Source organism: Clostridium sp. BL-8, from assembly GCF_002006495.1.
Lineage (GTDB): Bacteria > Bacillota > Clostridia > Clostridiales > Clostridiaceae > Clostridium.
Window position 1 is genome coordinate 59198 of the sequence record NZ_LZZL01000011.1, and the last position, 25912, is coordinate 85109.

Annotated in this window: 23 protein-coding genes and 1 other annotated feature; all 23 genes read left to right on the top strand. The window is 29.6% G+C overall.

The genetic code is table 11. The annotated features are described in order from the left end of the window. Window positions 1-10 precede the first annotated feature (10 nt). The 23 genes from mnmA to pgeF all read left to right on the top strand — a co-directional run bounded on the left by mnmA (window position 11) and on the right by pgeF (window position 25910). The gene (gene mnmA / locus CLOBL_RS04990) at window positions 11-1087 is read left to right on the top strand and encodes a tRNA 2-thiouridine(34) synthase MnmA (RefSeq protein ID WP_077858013.1); all 1077 of its coding nucleotides are present in this window, start codon (window positions 11-13) and stop codon (window positions 1085-1087) included. Window positions 1088-1431: 344 nt separating this feature from the next. Beyond that, window positions 1432-1932: a PRC-barrel domain-containing protein gene (locus CLOBL_RS04995; RefSeq protein ID WP_077858014.1), complete on the top strand. Its 501-nt coding sequence runs from the start codon at window positions 1432-1434 to the stop codon at window positions 1930-1932. Further along, on the top strand, window positions 1913-2941 hold the full coding sequence (locus CLOBL_RS05000; RefSeq protein ID WP_077858015.1) for an AI-2E family transporter: 1029 nt from the start codon (window positions 1913-1915) through the stop codon (window positions 2939-2941). The genes CLOBL_RS04995 and CLOBL_RS05000 overlap by 20 nt, the downstream gene beginning before the upstream one ends. A gap of 207 nt (window positions 2942-3148) precedes the next feature. Further along, window positions 3149-3325, top strand: a binding site (T-box leader). Window positions 3326-3503: 178 nt separating this feature from the next. Further along, complete coding sequence (gene alaS, locus CLOBL_RS05005; protein WP_077858016.1) at window positions 3504-6143, top strand: alanine--tRNA ligase; 2640 nt, start codon at window positions 3504-3506, stop codon at window positions 6141-6143. A 141-nt stretch (window positions 6144-6284) separates the two neighbouring features. Then, on the top strand, window positions 6285-6542 hold the full coding sequence (locus CLOBL_RS05010; RefSeq protein ID WP_009169045.1) for an IreB family regulatory phosphoprotein: 258 nt from the start codon (window positions 6285-6287) through the stop codon (window positions 6540-6542). 108 nt (window positions 6543-6650) lie between these two features. Next, window positions 6651-7064: a Holliday junction resolvase RuvX gene (gene ruvX, locus CLOBL_RS05015; RefSeq protein ID WP_077858017.1), complete on the top strand. Its 414-nt coding sequence runs from the start codon at window positions 6651-6653 to the stop codon at window positions 7062-7064. A gap of 188 nt (window positions 7065-7252) precedes the next feature. After that, window positions 7253-7531, top strand: a complete 279-nt coding sequence (locus CLOBL_RS05020; RefSeq protein WP_077858018.1) for a DUF1292 domain-containing protein — start codon at window positions 7253-7255, stop codon at window positions 7529-7531. 93 nt (window positions 7532-7624) lie between these two features. Continuing rightward, on the top strand, window positions 7625-8080 hold the full coding sequence (locus CLOBL_RS05025; RefSeq protein ID WP_009169048.1) for a Fur family transcriptional regulator: 456 nt from the start codon (window positions 7625-7627) through the stop codon (window positions 8078-8080). Between the two features lie 312 nt (window positions 8081-8392). Beyond that, on the top strand, window positions 8393-10060 hold the full coding sequence (locus tag CLOBL_RS05030; protein ID WP_077858019.1) for a ribonuclease J: 1668 nt from the start codon (window positions 8393-8395) through the stop codon (window positions 10058-10060). Window positions 10061-10376: 316 nt separating this feature from the next. Beyond that, complete coding sequence (gene typA, locus CLOBL_RS05035; RefSeq protein ID WP_077858020.1) at window positions 10377-12203, top strand: translational GTPase TypA; 1827 nt, start codon at window positions 10377-10379, stop codon at window positions 12201-12203. Between the two features lie 124 nt (window positions 12204-12327). Continuing rightward, window positions 12328-13353, top strand: a complete 1026-nt coding sequence (gene mltG, locus CLOBL_RS05040; RefSeq protein ID WP_077858041.1) for an endolytic transglycosylase MltG — start codon at window positions 12328-12330, stop codon at window positions 13351-13353. A gap of 181 nt (window positions 13354-13534) precedes the next feature. After that, a complete protein-coding gene (locus tag CLOBL_RS05045) occupies window positions 13535-14179 on the top strand; it encodes an O-methyltransferase (protein WP_077858021.1) in 645 nt (214 codons plus the stop codon). 6 nt (window positions 14180-14185) lie between these two features. Continuing rightward, complete coding sequence (locus CLOBL_RS05050; protein WP_077858022.1) at window positions 14186-15406, top strand: U32 family peptidase; 1221 nt, start codon at window positions 14186-14188, stop codon at window positions 15404-15406. Between the two features lie 419 nt (window positions 15407-15825). Continuing rightward, window positions 15826-17400: a penicillin-binding transpeptidase domain-containing protein gene (locus CLOBL_RS05055; protein WP_077858023.1), complete on the top strand. Its 1575-nt coding sequence runs from the start codon at window positions 15826-15828 to the stop codon at window positions 17398-17400. Window positions 17401-17576: 176 nt separating this feature from the next. Next, window positions 17577-18275, top strand: coding sequence for an RNA polymerase sporulation sigma factor SigK (gene sigK / locus CLOBL_RS05060; RefSeq protein ID WP_077858024.1), 699 nt, complete (start codon window positions 17577-17579; stop codon window positions 18273-18275). Between the two features lie 439 nt (window positions 18276-18714). Next, on the top strand, window positions 18715-19971 hold the full coding sequence (locus CLOBL_RS05065) for a cell division FtsA domain-containing protein (protein WP_077858025.1): 1257 nt from the start codon (window positions 18715-18717) through the stop codon (window positions 19969-19971). 14 nt (window positions 19972-19985) lie between these two features. Continuing rightward, a complete protein-coding gene (gene ftsZ / locus CLOBL_RS05070) occupies window positions 19986-21119 on the top strand; it encodes a cell division protein FtsZ (protein WP_009169057.1) in 1134 nt (377 codons plus the stop codon). A gap of 415 nt (window positions 21120-21534) precedes the next feature. Beyond that, a complete protein-coding gene (locus tag CLOBL_RS05075) occupies window positions 21535-22377 on the top strand; it encodes a sigma-E processing peptidase SpoIIGA (RefSeq protein WP_077858026.1) in 843 nt (280 codons plus the stop codon). Next, window positions 22349-23056, top strand: a complete 708-nt coding sequence (sigE, locus tag CLOBL_RS05080; RefSeq protein WP_077858027.1) for an RNA polymerase sporulation sigma factor SigE — start codon at window positions 22349-22351, stop codon at window positions 23054-23056. The genes CLOBL_RS05075 and sigE overlap by 29 nt, the downstream gene beginning before the upstream one ends. Window positions 23057-23138: 82 nt before the next feature. After that, window positions 23139-23912: an RNA polymerase sporulation sigma factor SigG gene (gene sigG / locus CLOBL_RS05085; protein ID WP_009169060.1), complete on the top strand. Its 774-nt coding sequence runs from the start codon at window positions 23139-23141 to the stop codon at window positions 23910-23912. A 41-nt stretch (window positions 23913-23953) separates the two neighbouring features. Then, on the top strand, window positions 23954-24220 hold the full coding sequence (locus CLOBL_RS05090) for a YlmC/YmxH family sporulation protein (RefSeq protein WP_009169061.1): 267 nt from the start codon (window positions 23954-23956) through the stop codon (window positions 24218-24220). Between the two features lie 231 nt (window positions 24221-24451). Continuing rightward, complete coding sequence (nrdR, locus tag CLOBL_RS05095) at window positions 24452-24901, top strand: transcriptional regulator NrdR (protein ID WP_035301706.1); 450 nt, start codon at window positions 24452-24454, stop codon at window positions 24899-24901. A 262-nt stretch (window positions 24902-25163) separates the two neighbouring features. Then, the gene (gene pgeF / locus CLOBL_RS05100) at window positions 25164-25910 is read left to right on the top strand and encodes a peptidoglycan editing factor PgeF (protein ID WP_077858028.1); all 747 of its coding nucleotides are present in this window, start codon (window positions 25164-25166) and stop codon (window positions 25908-25910) included. The last annotated feature ends 2 nt before the right edge of the window (window positions 25911-25912 follow it).

Sequence of the window (25912 nt, forward strand, 5' to 3'; positions counted from 1 at the left end):
TAGGTGATTTATGAAGAAAAAAGTTTTAGTAGGTATGAGTGGTGGTGTAGATAGTTCTGTTGCCGCATATTTATTAAAACAGCAGGGATATGAAGTTATTGGTGCTACAATGCAAATTTGGCAACATGATAATGAATTTGAAGAAAGGGAAGGGGGCTGCTGCTCCCTTTCTGCTGTTGATGATGCAAGAAGAGTTTGTGACAAACTAGATATACCATTTTATGTTTTAAATTTTAGAGATTATTTTAAAGAAAAAGTTATAGAACCGTTTGTTCAGGAATACATAGATGGAAATACACCTAATCCTTGTATTGAATGCAATAAACACTTAAAATTTGATGAACTTTTAAGAAGAGCAAAAGGTATAGGAGCAGATTACGTAGCTACAGGTCATTATGCTAAAATTGAAAAGCGTGATGATAGATATCTTCTAATAAGATCCGATGATGACAGAAAAGATCAAACTTATGCTTTATATAATTTTACACAAGATCAATTAGCACATACATTGATGCCATGTGGAGAGTACGAAAAAACTAAAATAAGAGAAATAGCAAAAGAAATAGGTCTTGCTGTTCATAATAAAAAAGACAGTGAAGAGATTTGTTTTATTTCTGATAATGATCATGGAAAATATATTTTAGAAGCAAAACCAGACAGGGTTAAGCCTGGAAACTTTGTTGATAAGAATGGTAATATACTTGGAAAACACAAAGGAATTGTGTATTATACCATAGGTCAGAGAAAAGGTCTTGGGCTTTCACTTGGAAGACCAGTTTTTGTAACAGGAATAAATGCTAAGACAAATGAAGTTATATTAGGCGCTGAAGAGGATATATTTAAGAATGGTTTAATTGCGACAGATGTGAATTTTATTGCATTTGATAAACTTGAAAAAGAAATAGAGGTTAAAGCTAAAATTAGATATTCAGCGAAACCAGCAAGTGCGGTTTTATCTCCAATGGAAAATGGCAGAGTAAAGGTTACTTTTACTGAAAAACAAAGAGCAATAACTAAGGGCCAATCAGTTGTATTTTATGATGATGAAATAGTTGTTGGTGGCGGAATAATTGAAAAAATAATTTAATAGAAATTTATTTTTTGTTATAGCTGAGAGTATAAAGGTAGATACTCTCAGCTATAATTTTTTTGTAAACTTATATGATACGATGAAAAAAGTAATTTGGTATATATGTTGCTAGCAATAATAAAGTTGCATTTATGATACTTGTAAGTTAAGCGAATGCCTGAATATAAAATGCAGGAAATCAATTGCAGCATATATATGTCTAAATTAGTGATAAATTACAAGTGAAAAGTATGCTATTGTAGTGGAATATGATCTATATATAAGTTAATTATGAATAATTTTCCTAATAGCTGGGCATTGTATAGATAATGACTGTGTAATTTTATTAGCTGGAGGGATATATGTTTAAGACTAGAGATTTCTTTTTTAAAAATGTTTACAATATTAAAGGCAAAAAAATTGGTATTATAGAAGATTTATATATAGATTTTCACCTTGGAAAGATTATGGGCTTTAGGGTCTCAAACAGCAGCTTGTTTTCTAAGAATGATTATGTTGATATGGAAGATGTTATTGATATAGGTGAAGATATGATAATAAATTTAATAAGAAAAGGTAATGGATTAACATTTAAGGAAATTAAATATATGGAGATAATTGATACAAAGGGTAATGTAAAAGGTGTTTTAGAGGATTTGATAATAGATATAAAAGATTATTCAATAAAGGCAATAGTGATGACATCAGGATTAGTAGATAAGATGATAAAAGGTAAGCAGATAGTTCTTTTAAGCAGATGCATACTTGGAGAAAAATATATATTATACACTGGAAAGGATTGGGTTTCGTTTAAATCAATGCCTCATAATATGGAGAGATATAATGCAGTTAAGAAAGCATAAGAAATCAATATTATTATTAATTACTTTGCTGCTCTGCATAACTTTAATATTAGCTTACCTTTTCAATGAGTCTGTAAATGCTATAATAAATATTATTTTAATATCTTTTATTTTAGCTTACACATTAACTCCTATCAGAGATGCAATAGAAGGAAAATTTAAAGTAAGTAAAAAAGCTGCCTCTGTATTAGTTATATTAATAGTGCTTGGGATTATTGTTACGTGTGTAATAGTAATAGTTCCTACGCTTTTCAATGAATTATTAAATATCAGCAATGTATTTGAAAATATAAGGAGTTTCTTAGAAGAAACATTAAAAAAATTTGATAAGAATGGCGTTATTACAAATAGTGCAATATACAATGAAATCTTAGAAAAAGGAAATGCTTTTTGGATGAATTTTTCAGAAAGTGTTGTAGAAAGATTGATGAATATTGGTGATGATATAATGCTATTTGCAATTGTACCAATTATGATTTATTATTTCCTTTGTGATGGAAATAAGATTTATAATAAGATGTTATTATTATTACCAACTGAAAAAAGAGAGATAACAAAGAAAATTTTATCTAATATAGATAGAGTATTAACAAGATATATAACAAGTCAGTTATTGCTTTCTGGATTAATTGGAATATTAACATTTATTATATTACTTGCGTTAAAAGTGAAATTTCCTATATGGATTTCTATTCTAAATGCTGTATTTAATATAATACCTTATTTTGGACCAATATTTGGTGCAGTGCCGGCAATTATAGTTGCACTTTTAGATTCTCCTGTAAAAGCACTTTGGGTAACGCTTGGAATGTTTTTCATTCAGCAATTAGAAGGAGATATTTTATCTCCAAAGATAACAGGAGAAAGCACTGACATGCATCCTTTTGTAGTTATAATTCTGTTACTTATTGGAGACAAAATAGGCGGGTTTATAGGAATGGTTTTAGTGGTTCCGGTTGCTGTTATTATCAAGGTACTGTATGATGACATAAATTATTATTTATTTTAACTAAATATTAATCTCTTTGGATTAAAGTATATATTAAATTTAAGACAAAATTGGATATAGCTATATATTTGTGAGTCTTTAAATGCATATGTCTATCAGAAATCATAAATATTTTTGTGCAGTCGGCATTTGAAAATAAGCTGTTGAAGATTCTTAATGTTGACATAATTATCTATATGAAATATAATTTTTGGTGAAATAATTAAATATTAAGCGATGAATAGGATGAGTAAATTTATTATAGATATTTTAGAGAGAAAGTGGATGGTGAAAACTTTTTGCTATATATTTTGAAGCTGCCTAGGAGCTATAAATTACTAAGTGATGTATGAAATTCATACATAATTAGGGTGGTACCGCGGAATTTTAGCTTTCGTCCCTTTGCTCTGTGTAGGGAGAAGGCTTTTTTTTATTCTTTAATAAGGCACAATTAAATAAATTTAAAATAATTATAATATCTTCATTAGAAGATTTAAAAAACAAAATAAAATGATATTTCATAGGAATATCATCATCAACTGTTAATAGCTAATTGTTAACTGAAAAAGTGGAGGAATAATTTATGAAGTTTATGAAAACCAATGATTTAAGAGAAGCTTATTTAAAATTTTTTGAAAGTAAAGAACATTTAAGATTAGAAAGTTTTTCTTTGGTGCCAAAGAACGATAAGAGTTTATTATTAATAAATGCAGGTATGGCTCCATTAAAACCATATTTTACGGGGCTACAAGAACCACCTAGAAGAAGAATCACAACATGTCAAAAATGCGTTAGAACTGGTGATATTGAAAACGTAGGAATCACAAGCAGACACTGTACTTTCTTTGAAATGCTTGGAAACTTCTCTTTTGGTGATTATTTTAAAAAGGAAATAATTCCATGGGCATGGGAATTCTTAACTGAAGTTTTAGAAATGCCAAAGGAAAAATTATATGTAACAATATATTTAGATGATGATGAAGCTTATGAATATTGGACTACACTTACAGATGTAGATAAGAATCATATATTTAGATTAGGGAAGAAAGATAATTTCTGGGAACATGGTGCAGGTCCTTGTGGTCCTTGTACAGAAATTCACTTTAGTAGAACAGATGAAGTTCCAACTAATTCAGAAGAATTTGAAGTATTATCTGATGCGGATAAAATAATTGAAGTATGGAACCTTGTATTTACACAATTTGATGGAGACGGAAAAGGCAACTATGAGAAGCTTGCAAGCACTAATATAGATACAGGTATGGGGCTTGAAAGACTTTCAGTTGTAATGCAAAATAAGAATAGCGTATTTGAAATTGATACATTGGAAAATATCTTAAATGAAGTATCTAAGCTTGCAAATATTAAATATGGTGAAGACAGTAAAAAAGATATTTCTTTAAGAATCATAACTGATCATATAAGATCAATAACATTCCTAATTTCTGATGATGTAATGCCATCAAATGAAGGAAGAGGATATGTTTTAAGAAGACTTCTTAGAAGAGCAGCAAGACATGGAAAAACTTTAGGAATCAAAGATGCTTTCCTTTGCAATTTATGTGATATTGTTATTAGAGATTCAAAGGCTGCTTACCCAGAATTAGAAGCTAAAAAAGAATATATTAAAAAAGTTATTAAAATAGAAGAAGATAAATTTAGAGAAACTTTAGATTCAGGAATGGAAATATTAAATGGATTTGTAAGTGAATTAAAAGAAAGTAATGAAAAAGTACTTAAGGGTGCTGATGGATTTAAATTATATGATACTTTTGGTTTCCCTATGGAGCTTACAAAAGAAATATTAGAAGATGAAGGTTTATCTTTAGATGAAGATGCTTTCCATGAAGAAATGAAAGTTCAAAGAGATAGAGCTAGAAGTGCAAGAAAAACTTCAAATTATATGGGAGCAGATGTAAAAACTTTAGATGTAATTCCAGCGGATATTGAAACAGTTTTTGATGGATACGACAATGATGCTTTAGATGCAGAGGTTAAGGTATTAATAGAAGGCGAAGATTTTGCAGAGAGCATAACTGAAGGAAATAAAGCTATTATAGTTACTGATGTTACACCTTTATACGCAGAAATGGGTGGACAAATAGGTGATACAGGTGTTATATTTAATGATAGATTCAAAGCAAAAGTTGTTGACACTAAAAAGAATATTGGTGGAAAAATAGTTCATTTTGTAGAAGTTTTATCAGGAGAGCTTAAGGTAGGCGAGAAGGTTACTTTAGAAGTAGATAAAGCTAGACGCGAAAGTATTAAAAAGAACCATACAGCAACGCATCTTTTGGATAAAGCGTTAGTTACAGTGCTTGGATCACATGTTCATCAAGCAGGATCATATGTAAGCGATGATAGACTTAGATTTGACTTCTCTCACTTTGAAGCTATGAAAGAAGAAGAAATAGCTAAGGTTGAAGAATTAGTAAATGAAGCAATAACCAGTGTTACACCAGTTGTTACAGAAGTTATGGATCTTGAGGATGCAAAAAATACTGGAGCTATAGGTATATTTGATGATAAATATTCTGATAAAGTCAGAGTTGTAATGGCTGGAGAATATTCTAAAGAATTATGTGGTGGAACACATATAGATAATACAGGAAAGATTGGATTATTTAAGATTGTATCCGAAAGTGGTATTGCTGCTGGAACTAGAAGAATAGAAGCTGTAATTGGAAATGAAGCTTATAAACTAGTTAATGAGAAGAAGGATCTATTAAAAGAAATTTCTAGTAGACTTAAATGTTCAGAAAGAGAAGTGTTAACTAAACTTGATCAGCAAGCTAAAGAATTAAAAGAAAAAGAAAAAGAAATAGCAGCATTAAAATCAAAATTTGCAACAATGGGTCTAGATGATATAATTGCAGCAGCAAAAAATGTAAATGGCGTTAATGTAATAGCATATGAATTAAAAGATGTTGATAGTGATGCGTTAAGAGATGTTTGCGAAAAGGTAAGAGATAAGGTTCAAAATAGTATAGTTTTACTTATGAGTGCCGGCTCAGGAAAAGTTGCAATCTGCGCTATGGCAAGCAAAGAAGCAGTAGCTAAAGGTGCTCATTGTGGAAAATTAATTAAAGATATAGCATCTATACTTGGCGGTGGCGGTGGTGGAAGACCGGACATGGCTCAAGCAGGTGGAAAAATGCCAGAAAAAATAAAGGAAGCTATTGATGAATCTTATAAAAAAGTGGGAACTTTAGTAAAGTAGTATACTTTTTATGAAATATAGAGTATAATCAAAGTATAGATTAGTGAATAAATATTAAATATAAAGTTAATAATAAATATATATGGATGTCGTTTCCTTATACCATGATTAAGGGGGTGGGTTGCTTACTGCAACAATTTTATGAGTAACAATATTGAACATACAATGCAATTTGATTTAAGTAAGAATAAAGAAACTCTTACAAAAACAATATTAACTGAGGTTTATAATTCATTAAAAGAGAAGGGATATAATCCTATAAATCAGTTAGTTGGATATTTGCTTTCAGGAGACCCTACTTACATCACTAATTACAACGGAGCAAGAGCTTTAGTAAGAAAACTCGAAAGAGATGATATACTAGAAGAAGTTATAAAATCTTATTTAGAGATAAAGTAGAGAGTGCCCGTTTATACGGGCACTTTTATTTTTTTAGGCATATAAAATAAAATAGACTAGCAAAAGTTGAATTATTATTTTACAAATATGCCAGAAAGGTGTTATAGTTTGAGAATAATTGGATTAGATGTAGGTTCGAAGACAATAGGAGTGGCGGTAAGTGATCCGTTAGGGTTCACAGCTCAAGGTCTTACTACTATAAGAAGAACTAATAGAGAGCAAGATATAAAGGAAATAAAGAAGTTTTGTGATGAATATAAGGCAGAAGTGATTGTTGTTGGATTGCCTAAAAATATGAACGGAACTATAGGACCGTCAGGAGAAATAACTATGGCGTTTGGTAAGACAGTGGAAGAAGAACTTGGAGTTCGAGTTGAGTTCTGGGATGAACGTCTAACTACTGTTGCAGCCCATAAAGCCATGCTTGAAGCGGATTTGTCAAGAAATAAAAGAAAGAAAATAGTAGATAAAGTAGCATCTACTTATATATTACAAGGATATTTAGATAGGATTTCAAAATAATTAATGTCTATTTAAAGTGAAATGGTATACTGTATTTTTATGGATGGATTTAAATTGAGTAAATATGACTAGTAGCATAATAAATGTTAAATGAGTTTAAGCATAATAAATTATCAGAGTATTAAAAAAGTTTAAAAGTTTTTATAGAATTATAGAACAGAAAAATTAAAACAGAAGGGATATGTTTTATGGATAAAGATGCAAAATATGTATATATACCTGATGCAGATGGAAATGATGTGAAATTTGAGGTTATTATATACTTTGAAATAGAAAAATTAAAAGGGCAATATATCATTGCAACACCTACATTTGAAGAAACTGATGAAGCTTACGCTTTTAAGATTTTTAAAGATGAAGATGGTAGTGAAATATTTATAGCTTTAGAAGATGATGATGAAGAATTTGAAATGGTATTAGATACTTATGAAACGCTTATGAATGAAGAAGGTTTATTTGAAGAATAGGCGTGAAAATAAGTACTCATTAATTTTAGAAGTAACGTGATTAAAATATGTTTGTCATGACTTAAGTTAATATAATTAAGTGAGGTGTTAGATATGGATGTATCAAATTTAATTGATATGGATGCCTTAAAGGAAGATTTAAAAAAGAAGGGTTATAAATTAACGCCGCAAAGGAGATCAATTGTTGATACAATTATTGACAATGAAGGTCAACACTTAACGGCGGAAGAAATATATGATAAAGTAAAGAAAAGCTGCCCGGAAATAGGGCTTGCAACGGTATATAGAACTATTCTTTTGTTAGAAGAATTGGGAGTTATATCTAGATTAGAACTAAATGATGGATGTAGTAGATATGAAATATTACATTCTAATGAAACACATAGACATCATCATTTGATTTGCAATATTTGCCATAAAGTATTAGAAGTACAAGATGATTTATTAGAAGATCTTGAGGTGGATATTCAAAACCGATATAAATTTAAGATTTTAGATCATAGTGTAAAATTTTATGGAATATGTGATGAATGTCAGAAAGAAAACTAAATGATGAATAAAAGGAATTTTAATAAGGTATCTGAAAGAAAATAAAAAGTCGAAACCTGTTTTTAAATATGATGTATCAGATTACGATGAATAAGCCTAATTGAAACTACATTGGGTTATTGTGTTGATGTCTGATAAAATAAAGGAAAACTTTTCATGCGTGATTTATATTTAAGAAGAATTTAGCTTAACATAGAGGATCTTAGTGGGAACTTAATACTAAAATTAAAACAGCGTTAACTTATTATTCTTTAAAGGTACTTAGAGAAAGAACCTTTGTTTATAAATAATATAGGAAAAAGGAGGGGAAGTATGAAAAATGAAAGAGCGAAGATAAAAATAATTCCTCTTGGTGGTATCAACGAAATTGGGAAGAATATAACAGCTATTGAATATAAGGAAGATATTATTATAATAGATTGTGGATTAAAGTTCCCAGATGATGATATGTTTGGAATTGATATTGTAATACCTGATGTTTCATATCTCATTAAAAATTCAGAAAAGATCAAGGGAATATTTTTAACTCACGGTCATGAAGACCATATAGGAGCATTGCCTTATGTATTAAGACAATTAAATGTTCCGGTTTATGGTACTAAGCTTACTCTTGGAATAGTTGAGACAAAATTAAAAGAACACGGTTTGTTATCATCAACAGAACTAATAAGAGTTAAGCCAAAAGATATAATAAAATTAGACAGCGTTTCAGTGGAATTTATAAAAACGAATCACTCAATTGCAGATTCAGTTGCAATCGCGGTTCATACGCCACTTGGAGTGGTACTTCACACAGGAGATTTCAAAATTGATTATACCCCAATAGACGGGGAAATGATGGATTTTGGAAGATTAGCGGAGTTAGGTAAAAAAGGTGTCTTAGTTATGATGGCAGATTCAACAAATGTTGAAAGGCCAGGATATACAATGACTGAAAAAGTTGTTGGAGAAACTTTCTTACAGCTTTTTAGCAAAGCAAATGGAAGAATAATAGTTGCTACATTTGCATCTAATGTTCATAGAATCCAACAAATTATTACAGCAGCAGAAGTTTATGGAAAAAGGGTGGCTGTCTCTGGAAGAAGTATGGAGAATATTGTTCAGGTGGCAATAGAACTTGGATACCTAAATGTAAGTGAAGATGTTCTTATTCCTGTGGATCAAATTTCGAAATACCCAAATGAGAAGGTTGTAGTAATAACAACTGGAAGCCAAGGGGAACCAATGTCTGCGCTTGCAAGAATGGCAGCGTCAGAACATAGAAAGATCAATATTGTGCCAGGAGATACAGTTATACTTTCTGCAACACCAATACCTGGAAATGAGAAGCTTGTTTCAAAGGTTGTAAATCAACTTTTTAAGAAGGGTGCTCAAGTTATATACGGTTCCGAGCAAAAGATTCATGTTTCGGGTCATGCCTGTCAAGAAGAGCTTAAGCTAATGCAAGCACTAGTAAAACCAAAGTTTTTCATACCAGTTCATGGAGAGTATAGACATTTAAAGAAACATGGTGAAGTAGCAATGGAAGTCGGCCTTTCAGAGAAAAATTTACTTATACCTGAAAATGGTGACGTAATAGAAGTTGCACGAAATTATATAAAGAAAACTGGTACTGTTGTTTCTGGTCAAGTATTTGTTGATGGACTTGGTGTTGGAGATGTGGGAAATATTGTCTTAAGAGATAGAAAGCATCTTTCACAGGATGGTATTTTAACAATAGTAATTACAATAGAAAAGCAAACTGGTAAAGTTGTATCTGGACCAGATATAATTTCAAGAGGATTTGTATATGTAAGGGAATCCGAAGGACTTATGGATGAAGCGAGAGATATTGTGAAATCAGTGCTTAAGAATTGTGAAGAAAGACAAATCACTGATTGGGCAACATTAAAGTCTAAAATGAGAGATGAACTTAGAGAATTCTTATACGAAAAAACTAAGAGAAAGCCTATGATATTACCGATAATTATGGAATTTTAAGGATTATTAAATTAATATTTGGTCACTAGTTGTAAATTCCGTAATTAGTTTGTAATGGACTTGACTTTTCTTGATGAAAAGAGTAGAATTTAAAATAGTTGTGTAGGAAATTGGATGCTTTAAGTGTCCAATTTTCTTTTGGAGAAAAATAGTTATAGGTTTACATGAAGTAATAATGAATTTAAGTTAGTCATTATATTACAATGATATAAGAAAAAATTTACAACATATACTTAAATTTTAACTAATTTATATTTTATTTATAGAAAAACTAATAAAAAAATTCGCAGTTTAAAAACTGTTTGGAGGAATAATAATGGAATTAATTAAAAGAGAAGACATAAGAAATATTGCTATCATAGCCCACGTTGACCATGGTAAGACAACTTTAGTAGATGCTTTATTAAAACAAAGCCATACATTTAGAGCTAATGAAAAAGTAGAAGAAAGAGTAATGGATTCTAATGACTTAGAAAAAGAAAGAGGAATTACAATTCTTTCAAAGAATACTGCAGTAATTTATAATGATATAAAAATAAATATAGTAGATACACCAGGGCATGCTGACTTCGGAGGGGAAGTTGAACGTGTACTTAAGATGGTTGATTCAGTTTTACTTGTTGTTGACTCTTATGAAGGACCAATGCCACAAACTAAATTCGTTTTAAAGAAATCATTAGAATTAGGATTAAAGCCAATAGTTATAATCAACAAAATAGATAAACCAAATGCTAGACCAACAGAGGTTATTGATGAAGTATTTGATCTATTCGTAGAACTTGGAGCTAATGATGAACAATTAGATTTCCAAATTATTTATGCATCAGCGAGAGAAGGTTTTGCAAAATATAACGTAGAAGATGACAATAATGATATGACTCCTATATTTGAAACAATATTAAAATATGTTGCACCACCAGAAGGATATATTGATGAACCACTTCAAATGCTTGTTAGTACACTAGATACAAATGCATTTGTTGGGAAAATTGCAATTGGTAAGATACATCGAGGTACAGTAAAGAGAAATCAAACAGTCGCTTTGTTAAAGAATGATGGATCATGTTCTAATTACAAAATAACTAGTATATTTACGTACAAAGGATTAAAGAGAGAAGAAGCAGAAGAAGCTTCAATGGGAGATATAGTTGCGGTAAGTGGTGTTATTGATGCTAATATAGGTGATACTATAGCAGATTCAGCAATGCCAGAAGCATTACCATTTCTTGAAATAGATGAACCAACATTAAATATGAACTTTATGGTTAATGATTCACCATTTGCAGGTCAAGAAGGTGAGTTTGTAACATCAAGACATTTAAGAGATAGATTAATGAAAGAACTTGAAACAAATGTAAGTTTAAGAGTTAAAGAACTTACTCCAGATTGCTTTGAAGTTTCAGGAAGAGGAGAACTTCACCTCTCAGTTCTTATTGAAACAATGAGAAGAGAAGGATATGAATTCCAAGTTTCAAAGGCAAATGTTATATTTAGAGAAGTAGATGGCCACAAGGAAGAACCAATTGAGTACTTAACAATTGATGTTCCAGAAGAATTTATGGGACCTGTTATGGAAAAGCTTGGACCAAGAAAAGCAGAAATGGTTAATATGACATCTGCAGTAAATGGATATACAAGATTAGAATTCACAGTTCCAGCTAGAGGCCTTATTGGATTTAGAAGTGAATTAATGACTGATACAAAAGGTAATGGAATTATGAATCACGTATTCCATTCGTATGAAAAATACAAAGGTGATATTCCAGGAAGAAGCAGAGGATCAATAGTTTCATTTGAAGCAGGAGATTCAATAGCATATGGATTATATAGTGCTCAAGAAAGAGGCCAATTATTCATAGGTGCTGGTGTTCCTGTATATGGTGGTATGATTGTTGGGGTTTCTGCAAGAGCAGAGGATCTTGAAATTAATGTATGTAAAATGAAGAAACTTACTAATACAAGATCATCAGGTGCTGATGATGCATTAAAATTAACTCCACCAGTTGAAATGTCTTTAGAGCAATGTTTGGAATTTATAAATGCTGATGAATTAGTGGAAGTTACACCACAAAATATAAGAATGAGAAAAAGAATTTTAGATAGTGCTGAAAGAAGAAGAATGATTAGCAGAAATAAAAAATAATTTAGCTAAAAATACTTTAAATAGTTATTAAAACAAATATAATTAAAGTAAATGGTCTTAACTATACGGCTATTTACTTTTAATTATATCTAGGAGAAAGTTTATGGATAAGTATATATCTTTTATAAAAAAATATATAACTTTAAAGAGAACGATACAATTAATTATATTTTTTGTTGTGATGATAATGTTAATTTTTACAATTTTATATAATAAAGCTGTAACAAAACCATTGAAATCTAATGAAGATAAAATTATTATAGAAGTAAAGCCGGGTGAAGGCTTTTATGATGTATTAAATGATTTAGATAAAGAGAATAAATTATCTAGTAAGCTGTTCATTAAGTTAAATTTGTCTATAGATAAAGTAAAAGTTAATATAACAGAAGGAATATATGAAGTAAATACAGATACGACATTAGAGAATTTAATAAAATCTTTAGAAAATAAAGATGGAGATAAAGATTTAGTTAAGCTGACGATTCCAGAAGGATACTCAATAGATGATATTGCAAAAACGGTAGATGAAAAAGGGATTTGCTCAAAGGATGAGTTTTTAAATGCAGTTAAAAATTGCGAATTGCCAGATTATATAAAAGCTGATAGTAGCAAAAGATATAATTTAGAAGGATTTTTGTATCCTGATACATATTTAATTGAAAAAGGCGCTAATGCAAAAGATATAATAAAACTTATGTTAGATAGATTTAATGAAATAATGAAACAGGTTAAGGCAGAAACTAAAGTTGATATAAAAGATGAAGATGTAGAAAAAACAATTACCATAGCGTCTATGATTGAGAAAGAAGCTAGAGTTCCAAAGGATCGACCATTAATTTCATCAGTTATTTACAATAGATTAGAAAAAAATATGAAGCTTCAAATAGATGCAGCAGTAATTTATGCATTAGGACATCATGTAGATGTAGTATCAAATAAGGATTTGGAGATAGATTCACCTTATAATGTATATAAATATAGCGGCCTGCCAATAGGGCCTATAGCAAATCCAGGAATAGACTGTATTAAAGCTGCATTGACGCCAGAGAAAACGGATTACTTATATTACATATTACAAAAAGATGGATCGCACTATTTTACTAATGACTATAATGATTTTCTGAATAAGAAAAAGGAATTAGGATACTAATTCAGTTAAGAGTTATGATTTAGAAGTTTTGGAACAAACTCTTTTAGAGTTTAAAGAATAGTAAGATTAAATTTATTAAATAGTTTACAATGGATTTAGGCACAATCAAATAAATAATAAGTCCATTTGCCAGCCTATTTTCATGTGCCTTATATTTAGAGTTGAAATTTGGAGGAAATTCATGAGCGAGATCACATATGACTATATGGAAGAATATATTAGAAGTTTAATTCCTGAGAGAGAGGGTACATTAAAAGAGATAGAAGCTTTTGCAAGAGAAAATGGAGTACCTATTGTTCAAAAAGAAACAGGTGTATTTCTAGAATTCATGACTAGTATGAAGAAACCAAAAAGAATATTAGAACTTGGAACAGCAATAGGTTTTTCATCAATACTGATGTATCAAGCTGCGGGAACAGAACCGGAAATTGTTACAATAGAACGTGATGAAAGAATGATTGAACTTGCAAACATTAACTTAAAGAAATTTAATTTGGATCATAAGATCAAAATTGAAGAGGGCGATTGCTTAGAGATTTTAGAAAAACTAAATGAACCTTTTGATTTAATTTTTATGGATGCAGGTAAAGGCCACTATAATCACTTTTTGCCACATTGTTTAAGGTTGCTTAATAAGGATGGGGTAATAGTTGCTGATAATGTTTTATTTAGAGGCATGGTGGCATCTCAGGAATTAGTTAAAAGAAGAAAAATTACAATAGTAAAGAGAATGAGAACTTATTTGGAATTGGTTACTCATGATGAAAACTTAATAACATCAGTCATACCAATGGGTGATGGGATTGCAGTTACAAAGAGGAGGTAAATTAAAATGATAAGACCAGAAATTTTGGCACCAGCAGGAAATTTAGATAAACTTAAAATAGCAATAGATTTTGGAGCTGATGCTGTTTATCTTGGCGGAAGCAAATTAAATTTAAGAGCATTTGCTGATAATTTTACAAATGAACAGTTAAAAGAAGGCGTACAGTATGCACATGATAGAAATAGAAAAGTTTATGTAACAATGAACGTTTTCCCTCATAATGCAGATTTAAGCGGCGTTGAAGATTATATAAAAGAGCTATATGAAACAGGTGTTGATGCAATAATAGCATCAGATCCTGCAATAATTTCAGCAGCTAGAGAAGTCGCACCAAATTTAGAAATTCACTTAAGTACTCAAGCCAATAATGTCAACTGGAGAGCAGCTAAATTCTGGTATGCGCAAGGCGTAAAAAGGATAGTAATGGCTAGAGAGCTTAGCTTAACTGAGATAAAAGAAATGAGAGATAATCTTCCAGAAGAATGCGAAATAGAAGCATTTGTTCATGGCTCAATGTGTATAAGCTATTCAGGAAGATGCTTAATTTCTAACTATATGGTTGGAAGAGATGCAAATAGAGGAGCATGTGCTCAAGCATGCAGATTTAAATATCATCTAGTTGAAGAAAAAAGACCAAATGAATTTTATCCAGTAGTTGAAGATGAAAATGGAACATATATAATGAATTCAAAAGATTTATGTATGATTGAACATATAGATGATGTTATAAAGGCTGGAGTATACTCTCTTAAAATTGAAGGACGAATGAAGAGTTTATATTACGTTGCAGCAGTAGTTAAATCATATAGGCAGGCTGTGGATGCATATATGAAGGATCCAGATAATTATAAGTTCGATCCAAAATGGATGGAAAATCTAAATAAAGTAAGTCATAGAGTTTATCATACAGGTTTTTACTATGGTCAGACTGGAGAGCAGGTATACGAAGATTCAGCGTATATAAGACATGCAGATATAATAGGAATAGTAAGAGCATATGATGAAGAAACAAAAATAGCAACTATCGAACAAAAAAATAAAGTATTAAATGGTGATACAGTAGAAGTTTTAAGACCAGAAGGAGATAATTTCGAAGTTGTTCTTCATGATATGACAGAAGAAAACGGAACTCCAATAGAATCGGCAAATAGAGCTAAAATGATATATAAAGTAAGAGTAGACGTACCTCTAAAAGAAAAAGATTTAATTGTTAAAGATAAAGAATAATAAAGAGAAAACCTATAATTCGCAACAAGAAGTCTTTTATTTATAATGAAAATTTGTTTTATATATAAGATATATATAATTTGTTAAACTTTTGTGTAGTACTAAACCAGAAAGCACATACATTTTTGTGTAGCAGGCATTTGAAATTGAGTTGTTGAAGATTATTAGTGCAAGGTTGTTAAATTTACTGCTTGTCCTAAACTTGCTTTAGGAGCATGCGGAAATTGGCACAACCTTGCACTTAGAATCTTCCAGCGAAAATTTCATAAGTCCTGTGGAACAAAAATGTATGTGATTTCGGTAAGTAACCACATAACTTTTACTATACTGAATAAAACACTTTCTTTAAGGCTAGAATTTAAGCTAGAGGGAGGTGTTTTTTTATTTTTACTGAGAGATTTGAAAGAAATAAAAGGCTGATGCAAATTCTAGCTATTTTTATGACAGTTATATTAATATTGACGACACGTTTATCAATATTGCAAGTATATCCATCTGATAAGGTTGTTGGTTCATATCAAAATCACCAGCAAGAAAATATCAGTAATATGAATTATATGATTTTAGACACTAATGGAAAAGACTTAATGCAATATAATAAGAAATATGTACTTGTAATTGATACTAGACCATTTAGTTTGAATAATTATGAAGAAACACTAAAAGATTTAATGGCTTTGAACTTTATAATGAAGTCAGAAAATCCGGAATTCAACTATACAGATATAATGAAACAAAGTGGAAAAATGTATTTCAATATATCAGAAGATACTTATAATAAAGTAAATAGTCTTAAAAATATTAAAGGAATATACACTTATACATATGACGAAGTAGATAACAAAAAGGCGTGGAGCACTGCAAATATGTTATCAAAAATATTAGATGACAATCAAGAAGAAGATTCACTTGAAGGGCAAATGTATGATTATCTAAAGGATAATGAGAAACCACAAAGTGAATTTTATTTAGACAATAGAGCAGTTTATTCAAAGAAGTCTGTGAGTATAAGTGATAATAATAAAAATTTAAAGCTCACTATAGATAAAGAGATTGAAGATAAGGTGCGAGAAGTATTAAGTGATGAGAAATTTTCATCACTAAGTAACATAGGAGTAACCATAATGGAAGCTGATACTGGAAAGATAAGAGCTATGGTTCAGAAGGATGAAAGTGCAGCCAATATAAACTTAGGAATTGAGCAGATAGGATATGAACCGGGGTCAATCTATAAGGTTATAACTCTTGGAGCAGCTTTAGATATGGGGCTTATAAATATTAATGACACATTTGTTGGGACAGGAAAAATAGATAGGAAGGCATTTGGAAGATTAACAGTTGAAGAAGCCTTTGAAAAATCGTGTAATGATATATTTGCAGAAATAGGAAGCAAGGTAGGATATGAAAAATTAATGAGCTATTCAGAGGAATTAGGGTTATATAATAGAGTACTGAACTTAGAAGGTGATAACAGAAATGAAGCTAAAGGTGTTAAGCCAGACAAAGACTCAGGAATAAATAATATATCAATAGGTCAGTGTATGAATGTAACACCAATACAAATGCTGGGAGCTATAAATTCAGTAGTAAATAATGGAGTATATGAAAAGCCATATATAGTTGATAGTATTTTAGATAAGGATGATAATGCTATAAAAACGTTCAAAACAGATTCAAAGAGAGTATTTAGTGATACTACCTCTAAAATCATTCAAAATGCAATGAGACAGGTTGTTAAAAATGGTACTGGAATAAAAGCATATATAGGAAATTTGGACATCGGAGGAAAGACGGGTTCTTCAACTGGAAGTGAAGGCAAAACTCATGGATGGTTTGCAGGTTTCTTTAGCATAGGAGATAAGAAATATACCATGGTAGTCTTTACACCTGATATTAATTCTTCAAAGGCAGCAGATAACGAAGAATTAGGTGGAGGGGATACTGCAGCACCAGTATTTAAGGATATAGTTAAGAAGTTAAATGGAATGGAATAAGAATTTAGAAATCATGATAATTGCATAGAGAAGAAATAGAGAGTCATCATGGAACAATTAAAAAATAATATACCAGTATGCTTGTATATTTGGTATATTATTTTTTTCGTGTGCCTAAGCAACTTTTTTAAAACTTAAACATATTATAATATCAAGCACTGCTGTGGAGGAAAAAGGTGTTTATATTAAATAGCGTTATAGAGTTAATATGCAATTCGTTTTTTTTGACAGGATATGTAACAAATAATAATACGTTTCCGTTGCCATTAGATGAAACAGAAGAGCAAATGTATTTGAAAAAATTTAGAGAGGGAGATAAAAGTGCAAAAGGTATTTTGATTGAAAGAAATCTGAGATTAGTAGCGCATATAGTGAAAAAATACTCATTTCCTAATAAAGATGTAGATGAATTAATTTCTATTGGTACTGTTGGATTAATAAAAGCGATTGATTCTTTTGATTCTAGTAAAGGGACTAGACTTGCTACTTATGCTTCAAGGTGTATTGAAAATGAAATTTTAATGTTGTTTAGAAATAATAAAAAGCAAAAAAGTGAAATTTATCTTCAAGATCCAATTGGAGTTGATAAAGAAGGAAATGAATTTTGTTTAATGGACATATTAAGCAGTGAAAAAGATTGTGTTTTAGAAAAAGTTGAAAATAATTTACAGGTTAGAGCTTTATATAAAAAGTTAGTGGAATCCTTAACTAAAAGAGAAAGTGCTATTCTGATTATGAGATATGGTCTAATAGATGGAAAATGTAAAACTCAAAGGGAAATAGCAATAAGTTTAGGGATTTCTCGTTCGTATGTATCAAGAATAGAAAAAAAGGCCTTGAAAAAATTAAAAAAGGAGTTATTTACAAAAACTTAAATTAATTAAAAGAATAAGAATTAATTATAGAAAGAAATATTGACATACTTAGAAAGAGGGTGCTATTTTTAATATAGTACCTTATTTTTATAAGTATGCTAAAAATTAACTTTAAAATACCATAATATACTATTAAGGAAAGGCTTATGATAAGGATAAATATTTCGATAATATATTTATATAGAAAATTTAATATTTCGATAACTTTTAATAAGCAATAATAGAAAGAAATCACTAGGCTTAGTAACTCGTATAAAGATTATCCTTGTGATATAATTTTTGAAGCATGATAGGAATTAAAATCAAAAATGAGAAAATCTTTAAAAATATTTGAAGTAGGAGGTGCAGATTCAATCAAATAAAAGAGGATTTTAAAAAAACATGTTGAATATAATGCAATTAGTAGATTTTTTTCTGCAAAGAAGGGAAAGAATTAGTTATGCAACAAGAGATAATTACAGCTATAGATTTTGGCACCAAGAAGATGTCTGTAACAGTAGCGGCTGAAGAAGACAATGAATTAGAAATATTAGGGGTTAAATCTTGTAAATCAGTAGGTATAGAGAAGGGGCTACTAATAGATCTTGAAAAATGTAGGGATAATGTAATAACATTACTAAGTGAAGTAGAGAGAGATGTAAAAAAAGAAATAAAAAATTTAGCGATTGGAATTTCTTCAAACAAAGTTAGGATTACTGAGAAAACAGTAAGTGTTAGAATAGACGAGAATAAGGTTACTAGTAAAGATTTGATGAAAGCATTAAAAAAAGGCAAAAATAGCATTTCTGTAAATGATGATGAATCAGTAATAGATATAATCATAAACTTTTATATATTAGATGGTAATGTAATATATAAAGATATATTACATTGGAAGGGAAATGACCTTGAAGTAAACCTTACTTTAGTAATAGCAAAAACAAGTGAAATAGAGAAATACCATGATTTGTTTAAAGGAACGAAGTATAATATTCAATTTTTTAAATTAAATATATTATCAGGGAAAGAAATATTTCTAACTGAAAATAATTCTATGGGATATAGTGCTTTAGTAGATATTGGAGCTGGTATTACAGATATAGCATTGTTTAATAATGGCATTCCTAAGAATATAGATAATATTCTAGTTGGAGGAAACAATATAACAAATGACTTATCTATTTGTGGAAAGTTTTCGTTTTTAGAAGCTGATAATATGAAAAAGATTTATTCTAGCAATTATAAGTCTTTATATGTAGATGATTCGATTTCAGAGGAAATTGAAGTAGGAACTATAAAAGTACCTAAAAAGTTATTTTATGAAGTCGTGGAAGCTAGAATTGAAGAAACATTAAGTCATATTGATATAAAAATAAAAAATACTGGTCATTATGATAGAATTTGTAGTATAATTCTATATGGGGATGGTATTAACTATTTTGAAGATATTAGTGAAATCGTTCGTAAGAATTTAAAAATAAAAACTAAAATCATAAGAAGAAATGATTTAGGAATAAAGAATTCGGAAAATATAACTTCAATGGCAATAGCTAAGGAAGTATATGATAGATTAAATTTATTAGAAGATAGAAATGTGGTTCTGATTAATAACAATAATGAAGTTAAGGCAATTAATGAGAAAGAACATTTACACAATAATGAAGATGAAAATCATATCTTTAAAAAAGTTAAAGTTTTTTTTAGTAAGATTTTTTAAGGGGAGGAATTATTTTGTTAGATTTTGAGACAGATATACAAGAATTAACCAATATAAAAGTAATTGGTTGTGGTGGCGGTGGAAGTAATGCCGTAAATAGAATGATTGTTGAAGGGTTAAAGAATGTTGAGTTTATTGCGATAAATACAGATAAGCAAGCATTGATGCTTTCTAATGCAAATGTAAAGATTCAAATAGGGGAAAAATTAACTAAAGGCTTAGGTGCTGGTGCAAATCCTGAAATAGGAAAGAAAGCAGCTGAGGAAAGCAGAGAAGAAATCACAGCGTCAATAAAGGGAGCTAATATGGTGTTTATTACTGCCGGTATGGGTGGTGGAACAGGAACTGGAGCCGCTCCTATTGTTGCTGAGATAGCTAAGTCTATGGATATACTAACTGTAGGGGTAGTTACAAAACCATTCCCTTTTGAGGGCAAAAGAAGAATGAGACATGCTGAAATGGGAATAGCAACTTTAAAGGAAAAAGTTGATACATTAGTTATAATTCCTAATGAGAGATTACTTAGTATGGCAGATAAGAAAACAACATTATTAGATTCATTTAAACTAGCAGATGAAGTTTTAAGACAAGGTGTACAAGCGATTTCAGATTTGATCACAATAACGGGTGTAATTAACGCCGATTTTGCAGACATAAAGGCAGTAATGTTAAATAAAGGCTTAGCTCATATGGGTGTTGGATTTGGAAAAGGCGAGACCAGAACTCAAGATGCTGTTAAGCAGGCTATATCTTCTCCTCTTTTAGAAACATCAATAGATGGAGCTACAGATGTAATCATAAACTTCACTGGTGGTGCAGACCTTGGAGCATTAGAGGTTTATGATGCAGCAGACGTTGTACGTGAAGCTGTAGATCCAGATGCAAACATAATCGTTGGAGCAGTTATTGATGAAACGCTTACTGAAGAAATAAGAATAACTGTTATAGCAACAGGTTTTGAAAATGAAAATAGCAAAGTTGAATTAAATTCGATAATAGAAGAATCAAAAAGACCTAAGGTTCAAGAGGCAGTAAAAGAAGAACCTGAAGCTGCTATTGATGCAAAAGGACCAGAAATTGGTCATAATAGTTACGAACCTGATGATTTAGATATACCTGTTTTCTTGAGAAGACAAAAGAGACACTAATATACACATAAAATTGTATTGTTATTAATTTGATGAAATAGAACAGAAATTTATTTTAGACTAAGAAATATATATGATTTAAATAAGTTGCGCTAATTAGAGATATTAGCCAGATTTATAGTTTAAGATTCATATATAAGTTTCATAGCTTGCAATAAATTTCTGTTCTATTTTTATATGTATATATGTGTTGCATAATGTTTTGTTATGCTTATTTCTAGCAAATTTATATAAGATAGAAGAATTTATTTTTACACAATAAGTTAGTTTTAAATATAAAAAAGTAAACAAAAAAACATAGTGTAAATATATGTAAAAAGTTCAATTAAAAAAACAGAATTATCTAATGTGATTGTGACAAATTTTTAAAATAAATAAGTATATAATAAACTTCATACAGGCGGGGGGAGTTAACATGGAGGTTTATGCAGATGTCTTGGTTTTAGAAAATTGTATAGTAAATTTCTTTTTATTAACTTTGACCATGAGGTGTATAAAACATAAGTGTAAAGTAATTGCATTAATAAGCTCGAGTTTTATAGGTGGCGTATATACCTTAGTGCTTGTAATTCCAGGACTGAAAATTCTATCTTATCTGCCTTTTGAATTAATTGTAGCTTGTATAATGCTTAGATTAGCATATGGAAGGACAAGTATTTTTAATATAATGAAGTTATTAGCTATATTTTTGATGATATCATTTACTTTAAGCGGAGTATGCTTTTTGTTATCACTAAAGCAAAATGTATATATTATTGGAAGTTCATTCAAAATTGAAAAATATTCAGTTAAGTATATTATTTTAGCGATAATGCTTATATATATTGCTTGTGATAGATTTATAGAATATATAAGAGATAAATTATTTACAAATAATTTTATTTTTGAAATTGAATTTAAAGTGAAAGATAAGAAATATAAGTTTAAAAGTTTTTTAGATACTGGAAATGAACTTAGAGAGCCTATTACAAATCTTCCCTGTATATTGGTTGAAGAAAATCTGATAAGTGATATTAATTTTAATAAAGATACGTACCATATACTCTATAGTTCTATTGGATATGGTGGAGATCTTAAAGGAATAAGGGTTAATAATATAAAAATAAGAAATAAAAATCTTCCGTATGAAGAGATTGATGCAGTAATATGTCCATGTAAAGAAAAGTTAAACAAGGAATCTGAATTCAATGCATTACTATCAAGGGGAGTAGTATATAAGGAGGGTATTAATGGAAAGGTTAATTCTGCTATTCAATAAATTAATAAGTCAATTTAAGCTGTTTAGGAGAAAATTATATTATGTTGGAGGTAATGATGCACTGCCTCCGCCGCTTTCGAAGGATGAAGAAGAAGATTTAGTGAATAAATTAAATAATGGAGATGAGAATACTAGAAGTATACTAATAGAAAGAAATTTAAGACTAGTAGTTTATATAGCAAGAAAATTTGAAAACACAGGTGTATATGTTGAAGATTTAATATCAGTTGGAACTATAGGATTAATAAAAGCAGTTAATACATTTAATCCTGAAAAAAAAATAAAGCTTGCTACTTATGCATCAAGATGTATAGAAAATGAAATATTAATGTATTTAAGAAGAAATAGTAAAATAAAAGCTGAAATTTCATTTTATGAACCTTTAAATATTGATTGGGATGGAAATGAACTTTTGCTTTCAGATATACTAGGAACCGAAAATGATACTGTTTACAATTTGATAGAAGATGAAGTTGATAAGCAGTTACTGATTATGGCATTGAAAAGTTTAAATGATAGGGAAAAGGAAATAGTTAGACTAAGATTTGGATTAAATGGAACTAGAGAAAAGACACAAAAAGAGGTTGCTGACATGCTTGGAATCTCTCAATCATATATATCAAGATTGGAAAAGAAAATAATTAAAAGATTAAAAAAAGAAATAAGTAGAATGATTTAGCTTGTCTTCGAGTATAAAAGTATTGCCTAGCGGAAATAATGTTTAATGCAATGGATTATTACTTTCGAAGGGGTGAATACTTGTGATAATTAACAAAGTAGAAATATGTGGCGTTAATACTTCAAAACTCCCTGTACTTAAAGAGAAAGAGAAGAAACAGCTTTTTTTGCAGATGAAAGAGGGAGATAAGACTGCTAGAGAGACTTTTATAAAAGGAAACTTAAGATTAGTGCTTAGTGTAATCCAAAGGTTTAATAATAGAGGTGAAAATATTGATGATTTATTTCAAGTAGGCTGCATAGGCCTTATGAAATCTATAGATAATTTTGACTTATCTCAAAATGTTAAATTTTCAACTTATGCAGTGCCAATGATAATTGGCGAAATTAGACGGTACCTAAGAGATAATAATTCTATTAGGGTAAGCAGGTCATTAAGGGATATTGCTTATAAAGCATTAATTATGAGAGAAAAATTTATAAAAGATAATAATAAAGAACCTACTATATCGCAAATCGCAAAGGAACTAGAATTACCAAGAGAAGAAGTAGTATTTGCATTAGACGCAATACAGGATCCGGTATCATTATTTGAACCTATTTATCATGATGGAGGAGATGCTATCTATGTGATGGATCAAATAAGTGATTGTAAAAATACTGATGAACATTGGCTTGAAAATATTTCAATAAAAGAAGCTATGAAAAAACTTACCGATAGAGAAAAGTTGATATTAAACTTAAGATTTTTTAATGGAAGAACTCAAATGGAAGTTGCAGATGAAATTGGAATTTCGCAAGCGCAGGTTTCAAGATTAGAAAAGACAGCTTTAAAGCATATGAGAAAGCATGTATAGAAATAAAATACTAGTAATATATTAATTATGGGGTGAAAAATATGGAACTAGAACTACATTCACTGAATGCTATGAGAAATATGGAAGTAATCGACATATTAACTGGAACTAAAATAGGATTCATAAGAGATTTTAAAATAGATTGTGATACTAATAAAATAGTTTCGTTAATATTACCTGGGGAATTAAAGTCGTGGTTCACAAAAGAGGATGAAAAAGAAATTTTGTGGAAAGACATAGTTAGGATAGGTAAAGATGTTATATTGGTAAATGCAAAAGAAGAAAAAGTTAGCACAAACAATATATAGCCATATTGAGAAAAAGTATGTATAATAAGTATAAGGTTTAAGGTATATGGAATAAAGTAACTGGTTTAAGAGGTCGTGCGTACATTTTTCATTCAAAAAAAGAGCTATGATTTGTCTCATAGTGGACTATTAGGTAAAGATACATATGAAAGATGATGCAAAATAGACTATTGGGTTTGCTTGTTATTTTTTATATACCTAATAAACAAAAGCAAAGAGGTGAATGAAAGTATGAAATGTCCATTTTGCGGTTTTGAGGAAAGTAAGGTTGTTGATTCAAGATCAACTGAGGATAATTCAACAATTAGAAGAAGAAGAGAATGCCTAAAATGTACTAAGCGTTATACTACTTATGAAAAGATAGAGGACTTTCCAATTTTAGTTATTAAAAAAGATTTAACCCGGGAAAATTTTAATAAAGAGAAGATAATTAATGGATTAATTATTGCATGCCAAAAAAGACCTGTATCAAGAAAGCAGATTGAAGAGATAGCATATGATATTGAAAAAGCAATATCTAATAGTATGGTTACGGAAGTTCAATCAGAGCATATAGGTGAAATGGTTATGGCTAGACTAAAAGAATTAGACGAAATATCATATGTAAGATTTGCATCAGTATATAGACAATTTAAGGATATAAATACTTTCTTAGAAGAAATAAAGAATCTTGTAACATAATTTTCATGTTAAGGATGTTGAATATAATTTCAATGTCCTTTTTATGATGTAAAAATATAAGATTGAAATTCATAAATGAGAAGAATATAGCTTTTTGCTTAATAGAGCTGGCATAAGCATTATAAAAAATGTTATATATAAGTTAAAGTTTAGTTAATAAAGATGATAAGTAAGCAAGAGAATGTTAATATTAAGTAAATAGCAAATAAACATTTAATGAATATCTATAGCAAGTTATATTGTGAAAATTTGGAGGATTGAAGTGAATAATATAGAGCTTAATTCATTAAGAAAAGAAGAAGATTTCTTAATTATAGATAATGAAAGATCAAGGATTGTTTTTACAAATGCTGAAAAAGGAAGAAGTTTTAATAGAAATACAGAAGAAGGAGTAATGGAATTAAACTCATTAAAGAGAGATCTTAATGCAGATGATATTATATATCTTAAGCAAATTCATAGTGATAAAATTTTAAGATATGAAAAAGATAAAAAAAGCATTAAAGATGAGGAAGGTGATGCAATAATAACTAACGAGAAAAATGTTATTATTGGTGTCTTTACAGCTGATTGTGTTCCGATAATATTAGTAGATGAAAAAAATGGAGTAATAGCAGCAATTCATAGTGGATGGAGAGGAACCTTTGAATCCATAACTCTGAAAACAATAAAAAAAATGAAGGATGAATTTAATATAGATGAAGCAAATATAAGAGCATATATTGGGCCTCATATTCGAAAGTGCTGCTATGAAGTTTCAGAAGAGCTAAAATCAAATTTCATAGAGAAAAAGAAAAATATAAGCGAAGCTGAGTTATTTGCTGGAAGAAAACTTAATCTTGAAGCGTGTATAATCGATGATTTAAGATGTGCTGGTGTAAAAGAATGTAATATCAACAGCATAAATTTATGTACTTATTGCACTGATACTATAAAATTACATTCATATAGAAAATCACAAGGTTCTTATGGGAGAATGTTTGCTTTTATTATGTTAAGGGGGAAATAAAA

Bases quoted from the DNA above. Each gene is read 5' to 3' on its own strand.
- mnmA (WP_077858013.1), top strand. From the start codon at position 11: ATGAAGAAAAAAGTTTTAGTAGGTATGAGTGGTGGTGTAGATAGTTCT.
- CLOBL_RS04995 (WP_077858014.1), top strand. From the start codon at position 1,432: ATGTTTAAGACTAGAGATTTCTTTTTTAAAAATGTTTACAATATTAAA.
- CLOBL_RS05000 (WP_077858015.1), top strand. From the start codon at position 1,913: ATGCAGTTAAGAAAGCATAAGAAATCAATATTATTATTAATTACTTTG.
- alaS (WP_077858016.1), top strand. From the start codon at position 3,504: ATGAAGTTTATGAAAACCAATGATTTAAGAGAAGCTTATTTAAAATTT.
- CLOBL_RS05010 (WP_009169045.1), top strand. From the start codon at position 6,285: ATGAGTAACAATATTGAACATACAATGCAATTTGATTTAAGTAAGAAT.
- CLOBL_RS05020 (WP_077858018.1), top strand. From the start codon at position 7,253: ATGGATAAAGATGCAAAATATGTATATATACCTGATGCAGATGGAAAT.
- CLOBL_RS05025 (WP_009169048.1), top strand. From the start codon at position 7,625: ATGGATGTATCAAATTTAATTGATATGGATGCCTTAAAGGAAGATTTA.
- CLOBL_RS05030 (WP_077858019.1), top strand. From the start codon at position 8,393: ATGAAAAATGAAAGAGCGAAGATAAAAATAATTCCTCTTGGTGGTATC.
- typA (WP_077858020.1), top strand. From the start codon at position 10,377: ATGGAATTAATTAAAAGAGAAGACATAAGAAATATTGCTATCATAGCC.
- CLOBL_RS05045 (WP_077858021.1), top strand. From the start codon at position 13,535: ATGAGCGAGATCACATATGACTATATGGAAGAATATATTAGAAGTTTA.
- CLOBL_RS05050 (WP_077858022.1), top strand. From the start codon at position 14,186: ATGATAAGACCAGAAATTTTGGCACCAGCAGGAAATTTAGATAAACTT.
- CLOBL_RS05055 (WP_077858023.1), top strand. From the start codon at position 15,826: ATGCAAATTCTAGCTATTTTTATGACAGTTATATTAATATTGACGACA.
- CLOBL_RS05065 (WP_077858025.1), top strand. From the start codon at position 18,715: ATGCAACAAGAGATAATTACAGCTATAGATTTTGGCACCAAGAAGATG.
- CLOBL_RS05075 (WP_077858026.1), top strand. From the start codon at position 21,535: ATGGAGGTTTATGCAGATGTCTTGGTTTTAGAAAATTGTATAGTAAAT.
- sigE (WP_077858027.1), top strand. From the start codon at position 22,349: ATGGAAAGGTTAATTCTGCTATTCAATAAATTAATAAGTCAATTTAAG.
- CLOBL_RS05090 (WP_009169061.1), top strand. From the start codon at position 23,954: ATGGAACTAGAACTACATTCACTGAATGCTATGAGAAATATGGAAGTA.
- nrdR (WP_035301706.1), top strand. From the start codon at position 24,452: ATGAAATGTCCATTTTGCGGTTTTGAGGAAAGTAAGGTTGTTGATTCA.